Below are 21319 nucleotides of genomic sequence, written 5' to 3'. Positions count from 1 at the left end.
GCCATCCGATCAGTAGGAATAGCCCTGCATGCCGTAGTCCGTGTCGTGACGACGGCCCCACCACGGCAGATAGGCGTTGTTCTCGCCCCGGGCGCGGAACCAGTCCTTGTCCGGATCGATCGGCGTGATTTTCGACGGCGGCACGATCACTACGGCCATCGGGTGCTGCGCGTCCGTCGTCCCCGCCACCAGCACCTTCTCGCCAAGGTGATTCGCACGCCCGATCGCCAGCACCACGTCGGTCAACGCCGTACCCGCTCCCATCGGGCCCAGCAACGCCGGTGTATTGAACGTCTGCTTGCTGAAATTGTAATCCGGCAGCACTTCGGTCAACGTCTGCGACAGTGCACCGATCCGTTCCGACGCCGCCTCACCGCCGCGCCCAGCGTCATGCACCACGAAATTCAACGACGGCACTGTCACACCCGCATTGCGGGCAGCACTGTCGATGGCGGCTTTCCATGCCTGCACCGTGCGCGTGGTGCCGGCCTTCGCCTCGAAGTCCCTGACGTTGCCCGTCGCCGCGCGACCGATCCATGCAAGCGGCTCACGCTCCGTCTTGAAATTCGGCCCGACCAGAAACAGCACCACCATGTTCTCGTTGATCTGCGCGTCCTTCGGCGGGAAGCTCGGCGCGTCCCAGTTCATGACCCATGCGCTCTTGTCCGGGTTCGCCTGCAGGTAATCCAGCGCGCGGTTCAGCGACGTGAAGCCTGCGTTCGCTCCGCCTTGGTTGACGTGGACGTCGGGGGGGGTATCACGGCTCCAGAGATCCTTGGCTGAGGAATTTCCAATCTCATAGTTGTCGACGAATTCGCCTTGGAAGTATGTCTTCGCCTCCACCGGATCAAGTCGCTCCGGGATGGCGAACTCGACACGCATTCCAGCCAGTTCACGCCAGTCACTCCTACTCTTTGACTTGACCGTATAGAAATATTTGGCGTTCATCACATAGCGATCACCGAACAGGCCAAGCAATTTACTGACGTATTTGTGATAAAAGCCTTTGAACGTCTCAGTTCCTTGATTGCCATAGGCCACCCCTGCGACCGATTGAAGTGTCGTAAACGACTTCGGATCCGTACGGACCATGTCGTCGTTTTTGTTGGGTTTTACAAGCCCCATGGTCCACAAAACCTGCCATTCCGTTGGGTAGTCGCGCCGCTGCAACGGGTTCAGCCATTCCAGTCCGACCACCTGCGCTACGAACGGCGCGGCACTTTCGCCCGCATTCAGCACAGCGGCATCCTTCTGCTTCATGGTAACCGCTTGCGCGGGCGTCACCATCATGATGGTCGACGCCACAAACGTCAGAATCGCTACCAAGGATGGCACTATCAACAGTCGCTTCATCCAATCTCCCGCGCTCAATTCACCAAGAGGCGTATGCCCGGCGAAAACACTTAAGCTGCACATGATACCTACCACCGGTGTGGTGTTCGCCGGGTATGGCCGCCGCGCCTTCAGCGGCTCGATCTCGAGGCCATTGAACACCCCGGCCGCCTTCTCCACGTCACCGAACCTGATCTTCCGCACCCGCAAGACAGGGGCATTCGTCACCATCCAGATCACAGGCGACCTCGCTGCGTTGATCGATCGGTTACTCGCCTGGCGCGGAACAAAGGTCGACGTCTCGCCCTACCTGCTGCGCGACGAGCAAGGCTATCCGCTCACAAGGGGCAAGCTGCGTTCGCGCTTCGACAAGGCACGCGAGCTGGCCGGCATCGACAAGGCGAAATTTCAGTTCCGCGACCTCCGCGCGCGGCGTCACGCACAAGACGATCGACGAAGGGCTGGAAGCAGGGCAGCGCCTGGCAGGACACAGCGGACCCGGGATGACGGCGCGCTACGTGCGCGGCACGCGGCCCGTGAAACCGTCGCGCTGACGCGCATTGGAAACGTGAGGGGTAGTTGGAAACGCGAAGGGGCTACGCAAACATCGCGTAACCCCTTGTCAGATATGGTGTGGCTGCAGGAACGGAAAATCCACGAAACCATTACCATACAAGGGTCACCTCAGCCTCAACATCAACTCATGCCCCCAGAAGTGCCCCCTGCGCCCATCTGTTGCTATTCGTAGCAGCACCGCTGGCGGTCATTGTACCGCGCAGGACAACGGCGGACGCGTGGCCGTTTCTCGAAAACCTCATACCGTGACCATTGATAGTCTTTAGTCACAGGTGACCAGCACCACCCAACTGGATTGGCGACCGTACGGTACCGTTCACAAAGCGTTGCAGCCGATCCCAAGCTTCCAGATAGCGACGCTTCGGGATCGCTGCCAGTTGTTCGTCATGTGCACCCAACACTCGCTCGACATCGGATGCCTCATCGTCAACCAGCGCCCTCATCTCTCCACGTTCAGCACGTGCCATGCATACGTCTAGTACAGCGTCCGCTCAACGATGCACCGAGTCCGTCTCACTGCACATAAAGTACGACCGTGTACCCTCACCTCAAGTCAGGGTCGCCCCGATGTTGGCAGGCTGGAAAACAGAACGGCTCCGCACGAAGTTTTATGGCCGTGGAAAGCAGCGTCAGCCCCCTCAACCTTCATCTCCGGATCACCCTCGACAATCACAACGTCTCCGTGCATCGGACAGACACAGTGGTCCCCGATACGCCCCACGGCGCGCCCCATGACCTTACTGTTGGGCGCGCCAGTTTGAACGACTCCGCCGTGACTGTGTACGTCACCAACTCGAATGATTCCGCGCATACGTGCTTCTCGCGAATTGGATTACCACGAATAGCCTTGCATCCCATAATCGGTATCGTGCCGACGCCCCCACCACGGAAGATAGGCATTGTTCTCGCCACGGGCTCGGAACCAGTCCTTGTTCGGATCGATTGCAGTGAGTTTCGATGGCGGGCGGACGACAACAGCGACCGGATGCTGCGAATCGGTTGTACCGGCGACAAGCGCATTGCCGCCGAAGTGGTTGATACGACCAATCGCCAATACGACATCGGTCAGCGCACCACCCGTTCCCATATCACCGAGTAGCGCCGCCGTATTGAACGTCTGCTTCATGTGGTCATATTCCGGCAGTGTCTCCGTCAACGATTGCGAAAGCGCAGCCAATCGCGCCGACGCTGCGTCGCCGCCGTGCCCTGCATCGTGAACGACGTATTGAAGGTCAGTCGCACCGATCCCGACATTCTTGGCTGCTTGCTCGATCGTCGCCTTCCACGCTTGAACCGAGCGCGGTGCACCGACCTTCGGCGTGAAATCCTGCGTGTTGCCGGTCGCTGCCTTTCCGATCCATGCAAGTGGCTCACGCTCGGTATTGAAGTTCGGGCCAGCAAGAAACAGCGCCACGAGATTCTCGTTGATCTGCCCGTCCTTCGGAGGAAAGCTCGGTGCGTCCCAGTTCATCACCCACACGCTCTTGTCCGGATTAGCTTGGAGATAGGCCAGCCCCTCGTTCAGCGAAGTGAAGCCGGCATTCGCACCGCCTTGCGTGACATGCACGTCCGGCGGCGTATCGCGGCTCCACACCGTCTTGAAATACGGATTACCGATCAAGAAAGCTTCCTTGATCGTGTTGGCTAAGTAGTTCCGAGCCTCATCCATGTCGAGCCGCTGGGGAATCGCGATTTCGACGTGAATCCCCGCTAGCTCGCGCCAATCATGGGTGTTCTCTGGCTTCACTGTATAGAAATACTTAGCATTGGTTGCATACGGCGTTCGTAGTAGACGGGGGAATTCGAACGCATACTTGTGAAAGTACCCTTTGAACGTCTCAGTTCCCTTATTTCCGTAAACTAAAGCGCCTATCGATTGCAACGTCTTAAACGATTTCGGATCGGTCCGAACCATGTCGTCGTTCTTATTCGGCTGCGCCAACCCGAGCGTCCACAATGTCTGCCATTCAGTCGGGTAGTCCTTACGCTGCAATGGATTCAACCAAATCAGACCAACAACCTGAGCCGTAAAAGGCACGGCTGGGTTGTCTGCTGCTGCGGCCACGACATTCGATTTCGTCACAGGCGCCGCCTCAGCAGACCGCGTTGTTGCCGTCGTCAAGAGCAGCGCGGCGAGTGCAAGCAGCCCGGGTATCAATACTAGTCGTTTCATCCAATCTCCCGTATCAAGTGGAACCGGCCGCGCCTGCCCCATCTGGACAGTCAGTATTCCCATCAAGCCAGCGGCTATCACCCCCACCATTAGTGCGACAGCGACACGTCGCGGGCCAGTCGCAATCAACGTCTTCATACCTTACCTCCGACGCTGAGATAGAACTGCCCTTCGCGCTCGTCGACGATCTTCGATGGAAGCCGCGACGGTGGAAAGCACTCGGTGGTGATTTTGTTGAAGCGTTACGTCTATACGCTGACCTGGAGCAACGCGCTAGTTAATTCTCGGTTCGCTGGAGAGCGGCACTGCAGTAACGTTGCACTGTCGTGCTGTTTTCTGCCAACAGCCAGTCTGTGAAGCTATGCCCCCCTCACGCTTCGGCTAATGATTTCACTTGATAGCGTTTAAGTTGACAAAGGATTAATATTTCAGACCGGTCGCTAACGCGCCGCTAACAACGAAAATTTTAAACACGTCTCCACGGGGCACGGCATGACTGCATTGAAAGCTGCGAAATCTGAGCGAGCTACTCCAGAAAGAACGCTAGGGCTATTCGATAGCACGAATACAACCGAAATGATTGGTGCCACGCACACCGACGAGCTGGTCATTGCGCTGTGTGGACCGATCGGCTCCCCGCTGCATCAGGTTAGTAATGCGCTCAAAGATGCCCTAACCACTTCGTTTGGCTACGACGAGTGCAAACTGATCAAGTTGAGCGACTTCATCTCCGAGCACGCCCCTGCGATTGGCGTAACCATTCCTCCCTCCTATACTGATGGTTTCGAGCGAATCACCAGCCAAATTGACGCTGGAAACAAACTTCGCGAGAAGCACGGGGCTGGAATACTCGCCGAGCTCGCAATCAACGAAATTCGACTAGATCGCGAGCGCTACAAGGTCGAAAACGAACACTCGAGGTATGAGTCGCGACGTGTTTGTCACATCATTGATTCGATTAAGAATAAGGAAGAACTCGCGCTTTTACGGCTTGTGTACCGCGAAATGCTCTATGTTGTTGGCGTCTTCGCCCCCTTGGAGCTCAGAGAAGCAAACCTAAAAGCAAAGGATGTCGCTGTTGGGAACGTGTACAGGCTGATTGATCGCGATTCGGGGGAAGAGTCTGAGGGTGGGCAAACAGTTCGAGAGACATTTCCCAATGCCGACTTTTTCCTACGCATCGATAACGGGACAGATGCGAATCTCCAACGACGAGTCGAACGATTTCTGCATTTGATCCTTGGCACGAAAGTCATTACGCCGACGGCACAGGAGTCTGCAATGTACGCTGCCGCGATGGCAGCGACGAACTCAGCGTGCCTATCACGACAGGTTGGTGCCGCGGTGACGGATCAGGACGGGGCTCTTCTAAGCGTCGGATGGAACGATGTTCCGCGTTTTCGCGGTGGCTTGTACGCGGCCGATCCCGAGAGCGATCCCAACGGTGACAAAGATCAACGTTGCTTCAACCGTGACGGCGGGAAATGCTTCAATGACGAAGAGAAGGATCGCCTTGCCGACGAGATCGTTCGCGCTCTTGGTGACGTCGTCCCGCAGGAACGGATGGACGCTGCTAGAACCGCGATAAAGGGATCGTCGAAGCTTCGTGGTTTGATCGAGTTCTCTCGTGCTATCCATGCGGAGATGCACGCGATCATCAACGCCGGCCAAGCCGCAGGCGGACGCATGAGAGATGGAAAGCTGTTTGTAACAACTTATCCATGCCACTCTTGTGCGCGACATATCGTCGCTGCTGGCATCCGAGAGGTGTACTACATCGAACCCTACCGGAAGAGCCTTGCAATCAAGCTGCATGGCGATGCGATGTCGGAAAAAGAAGGTGACGTTGAGAAAGTCAGGATCCTAGCCTATGATGGAGTCGCACCTGGACGCTACCTTGGACTGTTCAAGGTGCCGCAAGACTCGCGGAAAAAGAACGGAAAACTGATCAGGATCGGACTTCAGGACGCGTCGCCGCGTCTCGAAAAGAGCATGGAGGCGTTTCCGGTTCTGGAATCACTCGTAGTAAAATCGCTGCAGGGCAAAAATCTGCTGCCAACTACTGAGAAATCTGATGACGTCCAACCGCCCTCCCCTCCAGCTGAGCTTTGAGTTTTATGAAGCTACGGATGCTGACGTAGCGGGTGTCGCTTTCACGTCGCTGGTTCACGAACGATCCACTCAAGCCGAAGTGCAGGTGGTCTGCTTGAGCTCCTTCAGACGCCAGAAGGACCGCGCCGAGAATGCGTCGCTGCACAAGAGCATTCTTGAGACGATTGCTCACATGGCGTGACCCGGTATCTGGCTCTGCGCTCGCATGCGCTAGCTATCTGAGACGGCCCTTCGGGGCCGTTTTCGTTTTCCGTAACGTCCGCAACACCGCTTTTTGTAGAACAGGACTGGATTTGTAGAACAAAAAAAGCGGGCCCCATCTCTGGGACCCGCTTCGGTATTGGTGCCGGCTGCAGGACTCGAACCCGCCACCTGATGATTACAAATCAACTGCTCTACCAGATGAGCTAAGCCGGCGTAGCGCGAGATTCTACCTCATTTCACGATCTTGAGGCGAGGTCTGCTGCCACCTTTTGAACCGTCGCCATCGCCGTCGGTTTTCGGCGGTTCGTCGGCGCCTTCGGAAGGCTCCTCGTTCGCACCGCTGTCGGCCACCGGCGTCAACGCAGCAGGCGACTCGTCGCGCTGCGCATCATCCGTCTGCGCCGCATCTTCGTCGAACGCGCCCGAATCCGCGCCTTCACCCGCGACCGCATCGACCTGGAACGCCATGCCCTGCCCGTTCTCGCGCGCATAGATCGCGAGCACGTTGGCAACCGGAATCTCGATCTTGTGCGCCTTCCCGGAGAACCGGGCCGTGAACTCGATCCACTCGTTGCCCATCTGCAACTGGCTCGTCGCCTCGAAGCTGATGTTGAGCACGATCTCGCCGTCACGCACGAACTGACGCGGCACGCGCGTCGAGTTGTCGACCCTCACCGCGATATGCGGTGTGTAACCGTTATCGGTGCACCACTCGTACAGCGCGCGCAGCAGATAAGGCTTCGTTGAAATCTCTTGCATCACAATCCTCGAACCCGGAGCGGGGGCGCGGCACGCCGCGCCGCCCTCTCCGTCATGCACTCATTGCACCATCAACGACGCATGACCTTTTCGGACGGCGTCAGTGCTTCGATATAGGCCGGACGGCTGAAGATCCGCTCGGCGTACTTCATCAGCGGCGCCGCGTTCTTCGACAGCTCGATGCCGTAGTGATCCAGACGCCACAGCAGCGGCGCGATCGCGACGTCGAGCATCGAGAATTCCTCGCCGAGCATGTACTTGTTCTTCACGAAGATCGGCGCGAGCTGCGTCAGGCGATCGCGGATCGCGAGGCGTGCCTTCTCGTGGTTCTTCTCCGCTGCCTTGCCCTTCTCGTTCTCGAGCGTGCTGACGTGGACGAACAGTTCCTTCTCGAAGTTGAGCAGGAACAGGCGTGCACGTGCGCGCTGCACGGGGTCGGCCGGCATCAGTTGCGGATGCGGGAAGCGCTCGTCGATGTACTCGTTGATGATGTTCGATTCGTACAGGATCAGGTCGCGCTCGACCAGGATCGGCACCTGACCGTACGGGTTCATCACCGAAATGTCTTCCGGCTTGTTGAACAGGTCGACGTCACGGATTTCGAAGTCCATGCCCTTCTCGAACAGCACCAGCCGGCAACGCTGGGAGAACGGGCAAGTTGTGCCGGAATACAGAACCATCATGTTTGCGTTTCCTCAAAAAAGCCGAGGGCCGGCACGCGGCGAACTCCTTCCGGGGTTCCACCTTGCGCCGGCCCCACGCCGGTCAGGCGTGATTACTTGATATCTTTCCAGTACGCGGCATTGAGCCGCCAGGCCAGGAAAGTCAGGACACCGAGAAAGATCAGCACCCATACGCCGAGGCGTTTGCGAGTCTGCTGAGCCGGCTCGGACATCCAGGTCATGTACGCCACCAGGTCGGCAACCGCAGCATCATAATCCACCGCGGACAATGTCCCCGGTGTGACCTGCTGGAAGCCGACGAGCGTATGGACCTTCTCGCCCGTCTCCTCGTCTGTCTTGTCTTCGAATTTGGCGGTGCGCTGCCCCTGCAGCTGCCACAGTACATGGGGCATGCCGACGTTCTCGAACACCGCGTTGTTCCATCCGGTCGGCCGCGTATCGTCGCGGTAGAAGCTCCGCAAATACGTGTACAGCCAGTCTCGGCCGCGTGCACGCTCCTCGACCGACAGGTCGGGCGGCGAGGTGCCGAGCCAGTTCTTCGCGTCTTCGGGCCGCATCGCGACGGACATCGTGTTACCGACCTTGTCGGTCGTGAACAGGAGATTCTTTTCGATCTCCTTCTGGGATATGCCCAGATCCGTCAGGCGGTTGTAGCGCATCAGGTTCGCGCTGTGGCAGTTCAGGCAATAGTTTACAAACAATTGCGCGCCGTGCTGAAGCGAAACGAGATTTTCCGTGTTATCGGGCGCCCGGTCGAGCGGAAAATTACCTTCCGCCCGAACCGCCGGCGCCACCAGCAGCGCACACGCGGTCGCCCCGATCAGCGCGAGTGTCGAAAGCAGTTTCTTCATGTCGTTCTCTCCTCGCTCACGTTAATGGGGCTTGAAGCGCACCCGCTCCGGCGGCTGCTTGAACGTGCCAAGCGGCGTCCAGACGGGCATGCCGAGGAAGAACGCGAAGTAGATCAGCGCGCAGGCCTGCGCGATCAGCGTCGAGGCCGGGGAGGGTGGCCGCGTGCCGAGGAAGCCAAGGGTCAGGAACGCTACGACGAAGATCCCGAGGAACACCTTGTGGAACAACGGCCGGTAGCGGATCGACTTCACCGGGCTGCGGTCGAGCCACGGCAGGAAGAACAGCGTGATCACCGCCGACCCCATCACGACGACGCCCCAGAACTTCGACTCCGTCAGGTACATGAACACGACGATCGCCGCGGCCAGCACCGGCAGGCCTGCCTTCCACTTGCCGCGGGCGCGGATCAGCGCGAGCACGCCGAGCAGCGCGATCACGATCATCAGCACGATCTTGAACGGGTCGGTGGTCGCGCGCAGCATCGCGTAGAACGCGGTGAAGTACCAGACCGGCGCGATCTCGGGCGGCGTCTGCAGCGGGTTCGCCGGGACGAAGTTGTTCGCCTCGAGGAAGTAGCCGCCCATCTCCGGCGAGAAGAACACGATCAGCGCGAACACCATCAGGAAGCCGCACACGCCGAGGAAATCGTGCACCGAGTAGTACGGATGGAACGGGATGCCGTCGAGCGGAATGCCGTTCTCGTCCTTCTTCGCCTTGATCTCGATACCGTCCGGGTTGTTCGAGCCCACTTCGTGCAGCGCGACGAGGTGCGCGATCACCAGGCCGACCAGCACGAGCGGAATCGCGATCACGTGGAACGCGAAGAAGCGATTCAGTGTGACGTCCGACACGACGTAGTCGCCGCGAATCCACAGCGACAGGTCGGGGCCGACGAACGGGATTGCCGAGAACAGGTTCACGATCACCTGCGCGCCCCAGAACGACATCTGGCCCCACGGGAGCAGGTAGCCGAAGAACGCCTCGGCCATCAGGCACAGGAAGATCGCGCAGCCGAAGATCCACACGAGTTCGCGCGGCTTTCGGTACGAGCCGTAGAGCAGCCCGCGGAACATGTGCAGGTAGACGACCACGAAGAACATCGACGCGCCCGTGGAGTGCATGTAGCGGATCAGCCAGCCCCACGGCACCTCGCGCATGATGTACTCGACCGACGCGAACGCGAGCGTCGAGTCGGGCTTGTAGTTCATCGTCAGGAAGATGCCCGTGACGATCTGGTTGACGAGCACCAGCAGCGCGAGGGAGCCGAAGAAGTACCAGAAGTTGAAGTTCTTCGGCGCGTAGTACTCGGAAACGTGCTTCTTCCAGGTGGACGTGAGCGGGAAGCGCTGATCGATCCAGCCGGTGAGACCTGTCGTGGAGACATCCTTGTTGTCGGCCATCACGCTTCTCCTTTCTCGTCCTTGCCGATCACGAGGGTCGTTGCCGACGTGAACATGTAGGGCGGGATGTCGAGATTCTGAGGCGCCGGCTTGTTCTTGAACACACGGCCGGCGAGGTCGTAGGTCGAACCATGGCACGGGCAGAGGAAACCGCCCGGCCAGTCGTCCGGCAGGTTCGGCTGCGGACCCGGCGTGAAGCGTTGGCTTGGCGTGCAGCCGAGGTGCGTACACACGGCCATCACGACGAGAATGTTCTTGCGATCGGCCCGCGAGCGATATTCGTTCGCGCAATACGCGGGCAACGGCATCGTATAGGGCTTTTCGGTGGTCGGATCGGCCACTTCCTTGTCGGCCTTGACCACGTCGGCGAGCATCGCGTCGGTGCGGTTCAGGATCCACACCGGTTTGCCGCGCCACGGCACGGTCACCATTTCCCCAGGCTTCAGCCCGCTGATGTCGACTTCGACCGGTGCTCCGGCCGCTTTCGCTTTCGCGGACGGCGCAAGCGACGCCGCGAAAGGTATGACGGTGGCTACGCCTCCCACGCCACCTGCTACGGATGTCGCAATCAGCCAGGTACGGCGGCCGCTGTCGACGCGTTTCTCTTCCTTGTCTCGCATCACACGCCCCACTTCTGAGTTGGATTTTCCGTCACGACTTTCCATTCCGCCGCTAGTTTGCTCGAATGGAGTCGTCATTTACAAGGCCCGGAGATGAAAATCCCTTCGAAGTGTTTGATAGTTAAGGGTTTTCCCCCACTATCGGAGCGATTGAATCATTTCACTTTTAAGCATTCGCTACATTGCGAAATTTCGATGCGCTGCCGCAAATCCGGCATTCAGACGGGATTATGGATATCGATAAAAAGGTGTTCGATATCGAATTCTTCGGACAAGTGGACGCCAAGTGCCTGGATTCCGTAGCGCTCGGTTGCATGGTGCCCTGCCGCAACGAACGCGACGCCGCTCTCGGCGGCCGTGTGCGTCACGTATTCGGACACCTCTCCGGTCAGGAACACGTCCGCCCCGGCCTCGATCGCCGCATCGAAATAGCTTTGCGCGGCGCCGGTGCACCACGCGATGCGGCGCAGCTGCATGTCCGGATCGCCGAGCACGAGCGGCGTGCGGCCGAGCGTGCGCTCGACCTTCGCAACGAAGTGCTCGAGCGTGACGGGCATCGGCAACGTCGCCATCCAGCCGAGGTCGCCTTCGCCGAAGCGCTGCTCGCCGATCAGGCCGAGCCGCTCGCCGAGCTGCGCGTTGTTGCCGAATTCGGGATGCGCGTCGAGTGGCAGGTGGAACGCGAACAGGTTCAGGTCGTTCGCGAGCAGCAGCTTCAGGCGCTGGTACTTGCGGCCCGTGATCTGCGGCGCCTCGTTGCGCCAGAAATAGCCGTGATGGACGAGCACGGCATCGGCCCCCCATTCGAGCGCGGCTTCGAGGAACGCGACCGACGCCGTTACGCCGGTGGCGATCTTCTCGATCTTGCGACGCCCCTCGACTTGGAGGCCATTCGGGCAATAGTCCTTGAAGCGCGCGGTTTCAAGGGTATTGTTCAAGTACAATTCAAGTTCGATCCGATCCATATAAACCTCTAATCCATTCAGATGCTTAGACGCTTCTGGCTGTTCTTCGCGCAGGCGGTTACCGTGCTGCTCGCGCTGATGTTCATCGTCGTGACGCTCAAGCCGCAATGGCTGCAACGGCAAGGACAGCTCGGCAAGCAGCTCGCCACGCCGATCGTTGCGCTGCGGGAAGTCGCGCCGGGCATCGGCGGCGCGCCGGCGACCACGTCGTACGCCGAAGCCGCGCAGAAGGCGATGCCGGCCGTCGTCAACGTCTTCTCCAGCAAGGACGGCACGCTGCCCCCCGACCCACGCGCGAAAGATCCGCTGTTCCGCTACTTCTTCGGCGACCGCAACGCCCGCAAGCAGCAGGACGAACCGGCCGCCAACCTTGGCTCGGGCGTTATCGTGAGCCCTGAAGGTTACATTCTAACGAACCAGCACGTCGTGGACGGCGCCGACCAGATCGAAGTCGCGCTCGCCGACGGCCGCACGGCCACCGCGAAGGTGATCGGCAGCGATCCCGAAACCGATCTCGCCGTGCTGAAAATCAACATGACGAACCTGCCGACGATTACGCTCGGCCGCTCCGACCAATCGCGGGTCGGCGACGTCGTGCTCGCGATCGGCAACCCGTTCGGCGTCGGCCAGACGGTCACGATGGGGATCATCAGCGCGCTGGGCCGCAACCACCTCGGCATCAACACGTTCGAGAACTTCATCCAGACCGACGCGCCGATCAACCCCGGCAACTCGGGCGGCGCGCTGGTCGACGTCAACGGCAACCTGCTCGGCATCAACACGGCGATCTACTCGCGTTCGGGCGGCTCGCTCGGCATCGGCTTCGCGATCCCCGTGTCGACCGCGCGCACGGTGCTGGAAAGCATCATCACGACGGGCTCCGTCACGCGCGGCTGGATCGGTGTCGAGCCGCAGGACGTCACGCCGGAGATCGCCGAATCGTTCGGGCTCTCGCAGAAATCGGGGGCAATCGTCGCCGGCGTGCTGCAGGGCGGCCCGGCGGACAAGGCCGGCATCAAGCCGGGCGACATCCTGGTCTCGGTCAACGGCGACGAGATCACCGACACCACGAAGCTGCTGAACACCGTCGCGCAGATCAAGCCGGGCACACCGACCAAGGTGCACGTCGTGCGCAAGGGCAAGGAGTTCGACGTGAACGTCGTGATCGGCAAGCGGCCGCCGCCGCCGAAGCAGACGCTCGACGAGCAGGACAGCGATACCGAATGACGTCAGGCGAGCGGCGCACAGCCGCCATGCCGGACACCGTCGGAAATGAAAAAGGGCAGCCGGCTGGCTGCCCTTTTGCTTTGTATCGAAAGACCCTCGTTGCCGGGAAGATGGCCTCGCCATCCGCTTGCCGCCCGGTTACGCCACCGCTCAGGTACGGCCGGAAGCCCGGGGCCGGCACACCGCCCGGCGTGCAGCCTTCAACTGGCGGCTTCGCCGTTCCCCGCTTCGCCTTCCTCGGCCGGCTTCTTCGGCACGAAGAACCGCGCAGCCAGCAGCCCGATCTCGAACAGCACGACCAGCGGCAATGCGAGCATCAGTTGCGAGAACACGTCCGGCGGCGTGACGACCGCTGCGACGACAAACGCGCCGACGATCACGTACGGCCGCATCTCCTTCAGCTTCTTCAGCGACAACACGCCCATCCGGACGAGCAGCACGACGACGATCGGCACTTCGAACGTCACCCCGAACGCGATGAACATCCCGAGCACAAAGCTCAGGTAATTATCGATGTCGGTTGTCATTTCCGCTCCGAGCGGCGCGTTGTAGTGCGCCATCACGCGGAAGATCGTCGGGAATACGAGGAAATACGCGAACGCCATCCCGCACAGGAACAGCACGTAGCTGCTGCCGACGAGCGGCGCGACGAGCTTCTTCTCGTGCTGGTACAGCCCCGGCGCGACGAACGCCCAGATCTGGTACAGCACGATCGGCAGCGCGATCACGAGCGCGACGAGCATCGTGACCTTCATCGGCACGAAGAACGAGCCGGTGACATCGGTGACGATCATCTTGCCGTCCTTCGGCAGGTTCTGCATCAGCGGCCGCGCGAGCAGCCGGAAGATGTCGGGCGCCCAGTAGACGAGCCCGAGGAACACGACGATCACGGCCGCCCCCGCGCGAATGATGCGATCGCGAAGCTCGACGAGATGGGAAATGAAAGTTTCTTCCGGGGCGTCGCCCGGGTTCTGCTGGGGGTCGCTCACACCGGCCCTCGGTAGGATTGACGAGCGAGCATGCGCTCGGCTCAGAAGAAGCGCGTCGGCCGGCGCAGGCTGGCCGGCTGGTGGCGCGCGACACGGGCGGCGCCCGACTGCACGTGCGTACGGCGGGTGGTCGCGCGCTTGTACCAGACAGGCGCAGCCGCCTGCTTGACGCGCCAGTTGCGGCGCTTCGGCGCGAGCGCGGCCGTACTGCCGCGCCACGACGGCGCGGCGGGCGTGTCGGAACCGTACGAACCGGCGCCGCCCGCCGCTTCGTCAAGACCGCCGACCGCGGAATGCCACGTGTCGTTCAGTTCCTTCTCGTGCTCACGCAGGTTGTCGTGAATCGTCGTCTCGACATTGCGCGCGGCCGCCTCGAAATCGGTCTTCATCGTCCGCAGCGCGTCGAGTTCGATTTCGCGCGAGACCTCGGCCTTCACGTCGTTGATGTACCGCTGCGCACGGCCGAACAGCGCGCCTGCCGTGCGCGCAACGCGCGGCAAGCGCTCGGGGCCGAGCACCACGAGCGCGACGACGCCGATCAGCGCCATCTTCGAAAGACCGAGATCCAGCATCGCGAATGCCTGTCAGCGTGCCGGCGTTACGCCTTGTTCGAGTCGGAACGCGTCGTTTCCTTCGCGTTGACGTCGACCGAGCCCGAGCGCGGCAGTTGCTGCGCGTCCGCTGGTGCTTCGCCTTCCTTCATGCCGTCCTTGAAACCCTTCACGGCGCTGCCGAGATCGTTGCCGATGTTGCGCAGCTTCTTCGTACCGAAAACCAGCGCGACGATCAGCAGCACGATCAGCCAGTGCCAAATGCTCAATCCACCCATGATGAAACCTCTCCTCAACCACGCCGCTACGCGGCGCAAATCGCCGGCAACGCGCCGGCTTCGACTATCGATGCGGGGAAACGCCCCGCGCCGTCAACCCATCCGCTGCCACGGGCGCGGGCCGGCCAGGATATGTGCGTGCAGGTGGTAGACCTCCTGCCCGCCGCCCGGGCCCGTGTTGATCACCGTACGGAAACCGGTTTCGCCCCCCGTGTACGCGACGCCGAGCTGGTTGGCGAGACGCGACACGAGCAGCATCAGCCGGCCGAGCATCGGTGCATCGGCGTCGCTCGCCGCCGACAGCGTCGGCAGATGCTGGCGCGGAATCACGAGCACGTGCGTCTCGGCCGCCGGGCGGATGTCGCGGAACGCGACGAATTCGTCGTCCTCGTGCACCTTCGTGCTCGGGATCTCGCCTGCCGCGATCTTGCAGAACAGGCAATTCGGATCGTGACTCATGTTGCTCCTGCACACGCCCGCCCGCGGCCGGTCAGAACCAGGCTTGCGGATCGAGCGGCTTGTTGTCGTTCAGGTACAGCCAACCCTTGATGATACGGTACAGCGTCCAGATCCATGTGACAAACATCACTGCGAATCCGATCACCACGAACATCAGCGCGAACCCGATCACGTACGCGATCAGCGCGCGCCAGAACGTGCGGATCTGCCACTCGAAGTGGGCCGCATACGGCGTGCCGGCCACATCGTCGCGCTTCACGTAGTTGATGATGATCGCGATGATGCCCGTGACGCCGCCCGTGAGCCAATGAAACGCATAGAGGCCATAGAGCACGTGAGTCAGCGTGCGCAGCCCGTTCAGGCGCTCGGCGTCCGCGGCCCCCGGCACCGACGGCGGCGGAAACTGGCTTGGCGTATCGGTCATGATGCTACCCCCGTTAGATGACAATTCTTACAGCTTACCGCACTGTGGCCATCCCGCGACAAGGGCCTGTCACCCGCCGTTTTCCTCGCGCTCGCGACGCTTGCGCAGAGCCTTCTCTTCGATGCCCGACAGCCCTTCGCGGCGCTCGAGCTCGGCGATCACGTCGGCCGGGCTCAAGTCGAAATGCGACAGCATCACGAGGCAGTGGAACCACAGATCGGCCACCTCGCCGACGAGCGCGGTCGGCGCGCCGCCCTGGCGCACGTCCTTCGCGGCCAGCACGACTTCCGTCGCCTCTTCGCCGATCTTCTTCAGCACCGCGTCGTCGCCCTTGTGGAACAGGCGCGATACGTACGATTGATCGGGATCGCCGCCCTTGCGGCTGTCGATCACGGCCGCGAGGCGCAGCAGCGTGTCTTCGGTCGATTGCGTCATTTGTAGATGTGTTCGGGATCTTTCAGCACCGGTTCGACCGTGACCCAGTCGCCGCTCTCCACGGTGCCTTCGAATTTCTGGAAGAAGCACGAATGCCGGCCGGTGTGGCACGCGATGCCCGACACCTGCTCGACCTTCAGCAGCACGACATCCTCGTCGCAATCGAGCCGCACCTCGTGCACGTGCTGCACGTGGCCCGACTCCTCGCCCTTGAACCACAGGCGCTTGCGCGAGCGCGAATAGTAGACCGCGCGCTGCGTCTCGATCGTCTTCGCCAGCGCCTCGCGGTTCATCCACGCGAACATCAGCACGTCGTTCGTCGACGCTTCCTGCGCGATCACCGGCACGAGGCCGTTGTCGTCCCAGCGGACCTTGTCGAGCCACGCGGGCAATGCATTCGTTTCCGTATTCATCACAGCCTCACCGGGATGCCTTGGTCGGCCATGAAGCGCTTCGCCTCGCCAACCGTGTGCTCGCCGTAGTGGAAGATACTCGCGGCCAGCACCGCATCGGCGCGGCCGTCCTTGATGCCGTCAGCCAGGTGCTGCAGCGAGCCGACACCGCCCGATGCGATCACCGGCACCGGCACCGCGTCCGACACGCCGCGCGTGAGCGCGAGGTCGAAGCCCGACTTGGTGCCGTCGCGGTCCATGCTCGTGAGCAGGATCTCGCCCGCGCCGAGCTCGGCCATCTTGCGCGCCCATTCGATCGCGTCGAGGCCCGTGCCCTTGCGGCCACCGTGCGTGAAGACTTCCCAGCGCGGCGTCTCGCCGTCGGCCGACACGCGCTTCGCGTCGATCGCGACGACGATGCACTGCGAGCCGTACTTGTCGGCCGCGTCGCGCACGAGCTGCGGGTTCGCGACCGCCGACGAATTCATGCTGACCTTGTCCGCGCCCGCGTTCAGCAGGCGCCGCACGTCCTCGACGGCGCGCACGCCGCCGCCGACGGTGAGCGGAATGAAGACCTGCGACGCGACGGCTTCGATGATCGGCAGGATCAGGTCACGCTGGTCGGACGTCGCGGTGATGTCGAGGAACGTCAGTTCGTCGGCACCCTGGTCGTCGTAACGGCGGGCGATTTCGACGGGGTCGCCCGCGTCGCGCAGCTCGACGAAATTGACGCCCTTGACGACACGCCCGGCGGTCACGTCCAGGCAGGGGATGATGCGTTTAGCTAGAGCCATGATGTTGCGCCAAATGCCGCGCTGGGACGGCCGGTTGCGGAAACCTCGCGCGAGGCTTCCGGTCGGGGCCGCCTGCAGGCAGCCCCGGCGAACGGGACAACCGCGCTTACGCGTTGTCGAGTTCGCCGTTCAGTTCGTCCGCGAGTTTTTGCGCGGCCGCGAAATCGAGATCGCCGGAGTAGATCGCACGGCCGCAGATCACGCCCTCGACGCCGTGCTCTTCCACTTCGCACAGATTCTCGATGTCCGTGAGGTTCGACAGGCCGCCGCTCGCGATCACCGGGATCCCGACCGCCTGCGCGAGCTTCACGGTCGCCTCGATGTTGATGCCCTGCAGCATCCCGTCGCGGCCGATGTCCGTGTAGACGATCGACTCGACGCCGTAGTCCTCGAACTTGCGCGCGAGATCGATCACTTCGTGGCCGGTCAGCTTGCTCCAGCCGTCGGTCGCGACCTTGCCGTCCTTCGCGTCCAGCCCGACGATGATGTTGCCGGCGAACGCGGTGCACGCGTCCTGCAGGAAGCCCGGGTTCTTCACGGCCGCCGTGCCGATGATCACGTAGGACAGGCCCGCGTCGAGATACTTCTCGATCGTCTCGAGGCTGCGGATGCCGCCGCCGAGCTGTACGGGGATTTCATCGCCGACTTCGTCGAGGATCGCTTCGATCGCCTCGAGATTCTTCGGCTTGCCGGCGAACGCGCCGTTCAGGTCGACCAGATGGAGCCGCCGGGCGCCGAGATCGACCCACTTGCGAGCCATCGCCGCGGGGTCCTCGGAGAAAATCGTGGCCTGGTCCATGTCGCCCTGTTTGAGGCGCACACACTGACCGTCTTTGAGATCGATGGCCGGAATCAGCAACATAGCAATCGGGTATCGTCGTGGAAGAAGAAAAGAATCCGGCGCGTACCGGCCAACCCGGTACCGCGCCGTCTCGCTAGTTTAGTACAACTCTTTCGGCGCCTAGGCGCGCCAGCCGCGCAAGACGGGCCTCTGCGGCCCGCCGACTGTGGCACGCACGCGACGTTCACGGCTTCCAGTGTACGAAGTTGCGATACAGACGCAACCCGACCTCCGCGCTTTTCTCGGGGTGGAACTGGGTCGCGAAGAGGTTGTCCCGCGCGACCGCGGACGTAAACGGCGCACCGTAGGCCGTTTCGCCAACCGTATGCGCCGGGTTGTCCGGCGTCACGTAATAGCTGTGAACGAAGTAGAAATACGCGTCGTCGGGCACGCCGTCCCACAGCGGGTGCGGCTGCGACTGGCGCACGCGGTTCCAGCCCATCTGCGGCACCTTGAAGCGCGAGCCGTCGTCCTGCAGGCGGCCGTCGAGCTCGAAACGCACGACCTTGCCGGGCAACAGGCCGAGGCCTTTCGTGTCGCCTTCCGCGCTCCAGTCGAACAGCATCTGCTCGCCGACGCACACGCCGAGCAGCGGCTTCGTGCGCGAGGCCTCGATCACGGCCTCCTGCAGGCCCGATTCGCCGAGGCAGCGCATGCAGTCGGGCATCGCGCCCTGGCCGGGCAGCACGACCCGGTCGGCCGCGCGGATCGCGGCCGGCGTATCGACGATCGCCACGTCGGCGGCCGGTTCGGCCTTCTTGAGCGCCTGCGCGACCGAGCGCAGGTTGCCCATCCCATAATCCACAATCGCAATCGAAGTTTTCATCTCAGTGCAGGCAGTAGCGCCCTCAGTCCATTGACGATGAATTCCACCGCCAGCGCCGACAGCATCAGACCCATCAGCCGCGTGGCGATGTTGATGCCCGTGCGGCCAATCCAGGCCGCGATCGGCTCGGCGAGCCGCATCGCGACGAAACACAGAAAAGCCAGGGCCGCGCCGATCGCGACCAGCCCGGCCCGCTCATACCAGTGATGCGAGTTCGCCGCATAGATGATCACCGTGCTGATCGAGCCAGGGCCCGTGAGCAGCGGAATCGCCAGCGGCACGACCGCGATGTTGTCCTTCAGCTCGGCCTCGTGGCGCTCCTCCGGCGTCGATCGCGTGTTGCCGATCTGCGCGTTCAGCATGTTGATCGCCATCAGCAGCATGATGATCCCGCCGCCCACTTCGAGCGACCCGACCGAAATGCCGAAGAAGCTGATGATCTGCTGCCCGAGCAGCGTCGTCACCGTGATCACGCAGAACACCGACACCGACGCGATCCGGATCGTGCGCCGCCGCTCGACATCCGTCTGCTGCGCCGTCAGGCTCAGGAAGAACGGCACGGCACCGACCGGGTTGATCAGCGCGAGCAGCGAAATGAACGATTTGAGCAGATCCATCGCAAGCCGGCGCCGCGCGCCGAAGCCGTGAGGTTGTCCTTGACGCTCCGTCCGGTCAGTTCAGGTTCAGAGACTGCCCTTCGTCGACGGGATCTGCCCCGCCGCACGCTCGTCCAGTTCCACCGCCGCGCGCAGCGCACGGCCGAAGGCCTTGAACACCGTTTCAAGCTGATGGTGCGCGTTGATCCCGCGCAGGTTGTCGATGTGCAGCGTGACGCCCGCGTGGTTCACGAAACCGCGGAAGAATTCGATCGACAGGTCGACGTCGAACGTGCCGATCCGCGCCCGCGTGAACGGCACGTGGAATTCGAGGCCCGGCCGGCCCGAGAAGTCGATCACGACGCGCGACAGCGCCTCGTCGAGCGGCACGTACGAATGGCCGTAGCGGCGGATGCCCTTGCGGTCGCCGATCGCCTTCGCGACGGCCTGCCCGAGCGTGATGCCGACATCCTCGACCGTGTGGTGGTCGTCGATATGCGTATCGCCATGCGCTTCAACCTCGAGATCGACCAGACCGTGTCGAGCGATCTGGTCGAGCATATGGTCGAGGAACGGCACGCCGGTGGCCAGCTTCTGCTGGCCCGTGCCGTCGAGATTGAGCTTCACACGGATCTGCGTTTCGCTGGTATTGCGAACGACTTCCGCCACACGCATGGCAATTCCTTGACTGAGTCGATGTAAATGGGGATTGATCGTTCGCGCTGCGGCACCCAGAGGCTCAACCGGGCAGCGCGAGTTTCAAAGCGGCCAGCAGGCGCGCGTTTTCGTCGGGAGAACCGACAGTCAGCCGCACGCATTCAGCCAGCAACGGATGCATTTTACTCACGTTTTTGATCAAAACCCGCTCGGTGAGCAGCGCGTCGAACACGGCAGCCGCGTCCGGCACGCGCACCAGCAGGAAATTGCCGGCGCTCGGGAACACCGTCGCGCCCGGCAGCGCGGCCACTTCCTGTGCGAGACGCGTGCGCTCCGCACGCAGATCGGCCGCCTGCGCGTCGAGCACGTCGAGGTGGTCGAGCAGGAAATCGGCGGTCGCCTGGGTCAGCACGTTGATGTTGTACGGCGGGCGCACCTTGTCGAATTCGGTCAGCCACGCGGGCGAACCGACCAGGTAGCCGAGGCGGATGCCCGCGAGGCCCAGCTTCGATACCGTGCGCATCACGACGACATTGTCGAATTCGGCGGCGCGCGGCAGCCACGAGCGAACGGCGAACGGCTGGTACGCCTCGTCGATCACGATCAGGCTGTGCCGCGCGGCCGCGACGATCCGTTCGATGTCGGCATCGTCGTACAGCGTGCCGGTCGGATTGTTCGGGTACGCGAGATAGACGATCGCCGGACGATGCTCGGCGATCGCCGCGAGCATCGCGTCGACGTCGAGCGTCAGGTCGGCCCTCAGCGGCACGCCGACGAATTCGAGCTGCGCGAGCTTCGCGGACAGCTCGTACATCACGAAGCCAGGCACCGGCGCGAGCACCTTCGCGCCCGGCTTCGCGCAGGCCACCGACATCATGCTGATGATTTCGTCCGAGCCGTTGCCGAGCAGCACGTCGCAGCCGGCCGGCACGCCCATCGCGTGACGCAGCTTGTCGAGCAGCGCGGCCGGGCGCGGCGCCGGGTAGCGGTTCAGCGCGACCTGCGCGAGACGCTCGCCGAGCGCCGCGGCGAGCGGTTCGGGCAGCGGGTACGGGTTCTCCATCGCGTCGAGTTTCACGAACCCGCTCGCGTCCGGCACCGGGTAGCTCGTCATCGCGAGTACGTCGCGGCGGATGATGTCTTGTGGCGTCGTCATGGTCTCAAGCCGGCGTGC

Annotated in this window: 25 protein-coding genes and 1 tRNA gene; 3 read left to right on the top strand and 23 right to left on the bottom strand. The window is 62.2% G+C overall.

The window, feature by feature from the left end:
- Window positions 1–9: 9 nt before the first annotated feature.
- A complete protein-coding gene (locus ACPTTC_RS02060; RefSeq protein WP_423391391.1) occupies window positions 10–1353 on the bottom strand; it encodes a virulence factor in 1344 nt (447 codons plus the stop codon).
- Between ACPTTC_RS02060 and ACPTTC_RS02055 the strand changes: the two genes are divergently transcribed.
- The gene (locus ACPTTC_RS02055; RefSeq protein WP_423393377.1) at window positions 1289–2080 is read left to right on the top strand and encodes a hypothetical protein; all 792 of its coding nucleotides are present in this window, start codon (window positions 1289–1291) and stop codon (window positions 2078–2080) included. The two genes, ACPTTC_RS02060 and ACPTTC_RS02055, sit on opposite strands and share 65 nt — an antisense overlap.
- A gap of 381 nt (window positions 2081–2461) precedes the next feature.
- Here the strand turns inward: ACPTTC_RS02055 and ACPTTC_RS02050 are convergent, their stop codons facing one another.
- Both ACPTTC_RS02050 and ACPTTC_RS02045 read right to left on the bottom strand, forming a co-directional pair.
- A complete protein-coding gene (locus tag ACPTTC_RS02050; RefSeq protein WP_423391390.1) occupies window positions 2462–2719 on the bottom strand; it encodes a PAAR domain-containing protein in 258 nt (85 codons plus the stop codon).
- Window positions 2720–2740: 21 nt separating this feature from the next.
- On the bottom strand, window positions 2741–4219 hold the full coding sequence (locus tag ACPTTC_RS02045; RefSeq protein WP_423391389.1) for a virulence factor: 1479 nt from the start codon (window positions 4217–4219) through the stop codon (window positions 2741–2743).
- A 354-nt stretch (window positions 4220–4573) separates the two neighbouring features.
- On the opposite strand from ACPTTC_RS02045, the gene ACPTTC_RS02040 reads away from it, so the two are divergent.
- The gene (locus ACPTTC_RS02040) at window positions 4574–6193 is read left to right on the top strand and encodes an anti-phage dCTP deaminase (RefSeq protein WP_423391388.1); all 1620 of its coding nucleotides are present in this window, start codon (window positions 4574–4576) and stop codon (window positions 6191–6193) included.
- A gap of 341 nt (window positions 6194–6534) precedes the next feature.
- Here the strand turns inward: ACPTTC_RS02040 and ACPTTC_RS02035 are convergent.
- The 7 genes from ACPTTC_RS02035 to ACPTTC_RS02005 form a co-directional block, all read right to left on the bottom strand.
- A tRNA-Thr gene (locus ACPTTC_RS02035) sits at window positions 6535–6610 on the bottom strand.
- A gap of 18 nt (window positions 6611–6628) precedes the next feature.
- The gene (locus ACPTTC_RS02030; RefSeq protein WP_423391387.1) at window positions 6629–7156 is read right to left on the bottom strand and encodes a ClpXP protease specificity-enhancing factor; all 528 of its coding nucleotides are present in this window, start codon (window positions 7154–7156) and stop codon (window positions 6629–6631) included.
- A gap of 71 nt (window positions 7157–7227) precedes the next feature.
- Window positions 7228–7839 carry a glutathione S-transferase N-terminal domain-containing protein gene (locus ACPTTC_RS02025; RefSeq protein WP_006400565.1) on the bottom strand — a complete coding sequence of 204 codons (612 nt, stop codon included), beginning with the start codon at window positions 7837–7839 and terminating at the stop codon, window positions 7228–7230.
- 92 nt (window positions 7840–7931) lie between these two features.
- Window positions 7932–8690 carry a cytochrome c1 gene (locus ACPTTC_RS02020; protein ID WP_021161843.1) on the bottom strand — a complete coding sequence of 253 codons (759 nt, stop codon included), beginning with the start codon at window positions 8688–8690 and terminating at the stop codon, window positions 7932–7934.
- A gap of 21 nt (window positions 8691–8711) precedes the next feature.
- Window positions 8712–10094, bottom strand: a complete 1383-nt coding sequence (locus ACPTTC_RS02015) for a cytochrome b (protein ID WP_175957860.1) — start codon at window positions 10092–10094, stop codon at window positions 8712–8714.
- Window positions 10091–10711, bottom strand: coding sequence for a ubiquinol-cytochrome c reductase iron-sulfur subunit (gene petA / locus ACPTTC_RS02010; RefSeq protein ID WP_011350741.1), 621 nt, complete (start codon window positions 10709–10711; stop codon window positions 10091–10093). The genes ACPTTC_RS02015 and petA overlap by 4 nt, the downstream gene beginning before the upstream one ends.
- A 218-nt stretch (window positions 10712–10929) precedes the next feature.
- The gene (locus tag ACPTTC_RS02005) at window positions 10930–11676 is read right to left on the bottom strand and encodes a Nif3-like dinuclear metal center hexameric protein (RefSeq protein ID WP_423391386.1); all 747 of its coding nucleotides are present in this window, start codon (window positions 11674–11676) and stop codon (window positions 10930–10932) included.
- A gap of 21 nt (window positions 11677–11697) precedes the next feature.
- On the opposite strand from ACPTTC_RS02005, the gene ACPTTC_RS02000 reads away from it, so the two are divergent.
- Window positions 11698–12903 carry a Do family serine endopeptidase gene (locus ACPTTC_RS02000; RefSeq protein WP_226200911.1) on the top strand — a complete coding sequence of 402 codons (1206 nt, stop codon included), beginning with the start codon at window positions 11698–11700 and terminating at the stop codon, window positions 12901–12903.
- A 200-nt stretch (window positions 12904–13103) separates the two neighbouring features.
- On the opposite strand, the gene tatC is transcribed toward ACPTTC_RS02000, so the two are convergent.
- The 13 genes from tatC to hisC all read right to left on the bottom strand — a co-directional run bounded on the left by tatC (window position 13104) and on the right by hisC (window position 21301).
- Window positions 13104–13892 carry a twin-arginine translocase subunit TatC gene (gene tatC / locus ACPTTC_RS01995; RefSeq protein WP_423391385.1) on the bottom strand — a complete coding sequence of 263 codons (789 nt, stop codon included), beginning with the start codon at window positions 13890–13892 and terminating at the stop codon, window positions 13104–13106.
- A gap of 41 nt (window positions 13893–13933) precedes the next feature.
- Complete coding sequence (gene tatB, locus ACPTTC_RS01990) at window positions 13934–14464, bottom strand: Sec-independent protein translocase protein TatB (protein ID WP_175971967.1); 531 nt, start codon at window positions 14462–14464, stop codon at window positions 13934–13936.
- Between the two features lie 26 nt (window positions 14465–14490).
- Window positions 14491–14721, bottom strand: coding sequence for a Sec-independent protein translocase subunit TatA (gene tatA, locus ACPTTC_RS01985; RefSeq protein ID WP_011350736.1), 231 nt, complete (start codon window positions 14719–14721; stop codon window positions 14491–14493).
- 93 nt (window positions 14722–14814) lie between these two features.
- The gene (locus ACPTTC_RS01980) at window positions 14815–15180 is read right to left on the bottom strand and encodes a histidine triad nucleotide-binding protein (RefSeq protein ID WP_175971968.1); all 366 of its coding nucleotides are present in this window, start codon (window positions 15178–15180) and stop codon (window positions 14815–14817) included.
- A 31-nt stretch (window positions 15181–15211) separates the two neighbouring features.
- A complete protein-coding gene (locus ACPTTC_RS01975) occupies window positions 15212–15604 on the bottom strand; it encodes a DUF4870 family protein (protein WP_011350734.1) in 393 nt (130 codons plus the stop codon).
- Between the two features lie 69 nt (window positions 15605–15673).
- Window positions 15674–16039, bottom strand: a complete 366-nt coding sequence (locus ACPTTC_RS01970; protein ID WP_006485344.1) for a phosphoribosyl-ATP diphosphatase — start codon at window positions 16037–16039, stop codon at window positions 15674–15676.
- Window positions 16036–16452, bottom strand: coding sequence for a phosphoribosyl-AMP cyclohydrolase (hisI, locus tag ACPTTC_RS01965; RefSeq protein ID WP_069255583.1), 417 nt, complete (start codon window positions 16450–16452; stop codon window positions 16036–16038). The genes ACPTTC_RS01970 and hisI overlap by 4 nt, the downstream gene beginning before the upstream one ends.
- Complete coding sequence (hisF, locus tag ACPTTC_RS01960) at window positions 16452–17225, bottom strand: imidazole glycerol phosphate synthase subunit HisF (RefSeq protein WP_047899625.1); 774 nt, start codon at window positions 17223–17225, stop codon at window positions 16452–16454. Before hisF ends, hisI begins: the two co-directional genes overlap by 1 nt.
- Before the next feature lie 106 nt (window positions 17226–17331).
- Entirely contained in the window at window positions 17332–18087 is a 756-nt protein-coding gene (gene hisA / locus ACPTTC_RS01955) for a 1-(5-phosphoribosyl)-5-[(5-phosphoribosylamino)methylideneamino]imidazole-4-carboxamide isomerase (protein ID WP_175957869.1), read from the bottom strand.
- A 163-nt stretch (window positions 18088–18250) separates the two neighbouring features.
- On the bottom strand, window positions 18251–18892 hold the full coding sequence (hisH, locus tag ACPTTC_RS01950) for an imidazole glycerol phosphate synthase subunit HisH (protein ID WP_014898304.1): 642 nt from the start codon (window positions 18890–18892) through the stop codon (window positions 18251–18253).
- Entirely contained in the window at window positions 18889–19509 is a 621-nt protein-coding gene (locus tag ACPTTC_RS01945) for a MarC family protein (RefSeq protein WP_226200908.1), read from the bottom strand. The genes hisH and ACPTTC_RS01945 overlap by 4 nt, the downstream gene beginning before the upstream one ends.
- A gap of 66 nt (window positions 19510–19575) precedes the next feature.
- A complete protein-coding gene (hisB, locus tag ACPTTC_RS01940; RefSeq protein ID WP_011350728.1) occupies window positions 19576–20163 on the bottom strand; it encodes an imidazoleglycerol-phosphate dehydratase HisB in 588 nt (195 codons plus the stop codon).
- 64 nt (window positions 20164–20227) lie between these two features.
- Window positions 20228–21301, bottom strand: coding sequence for a histidinol-phosphate transaminase (gene hisC, locus ACPTTC_RS01935; RefSeq protein WP_423391384.1), 1074 nt, complete (start codon window positions 21299–21301; stop codon window positions 20228–20230).
- Window positions 21302–21319: the final 18 nt, after the last annotated feature.

This window comes from Burkholderia mycopellens, from assembly GCF_964265025.1.
Taxonomy (GTDB): domain Bacteria; phylum Pseudomonadota; class Gammaproteobacteria; order Burkholderiales; family Burkholderiaceae; genus Burkholderia.
Note: the sequence above shows the minus strand (reverse complement) of the source record. Positions and strands in the feature narration are given on the sequence as shown.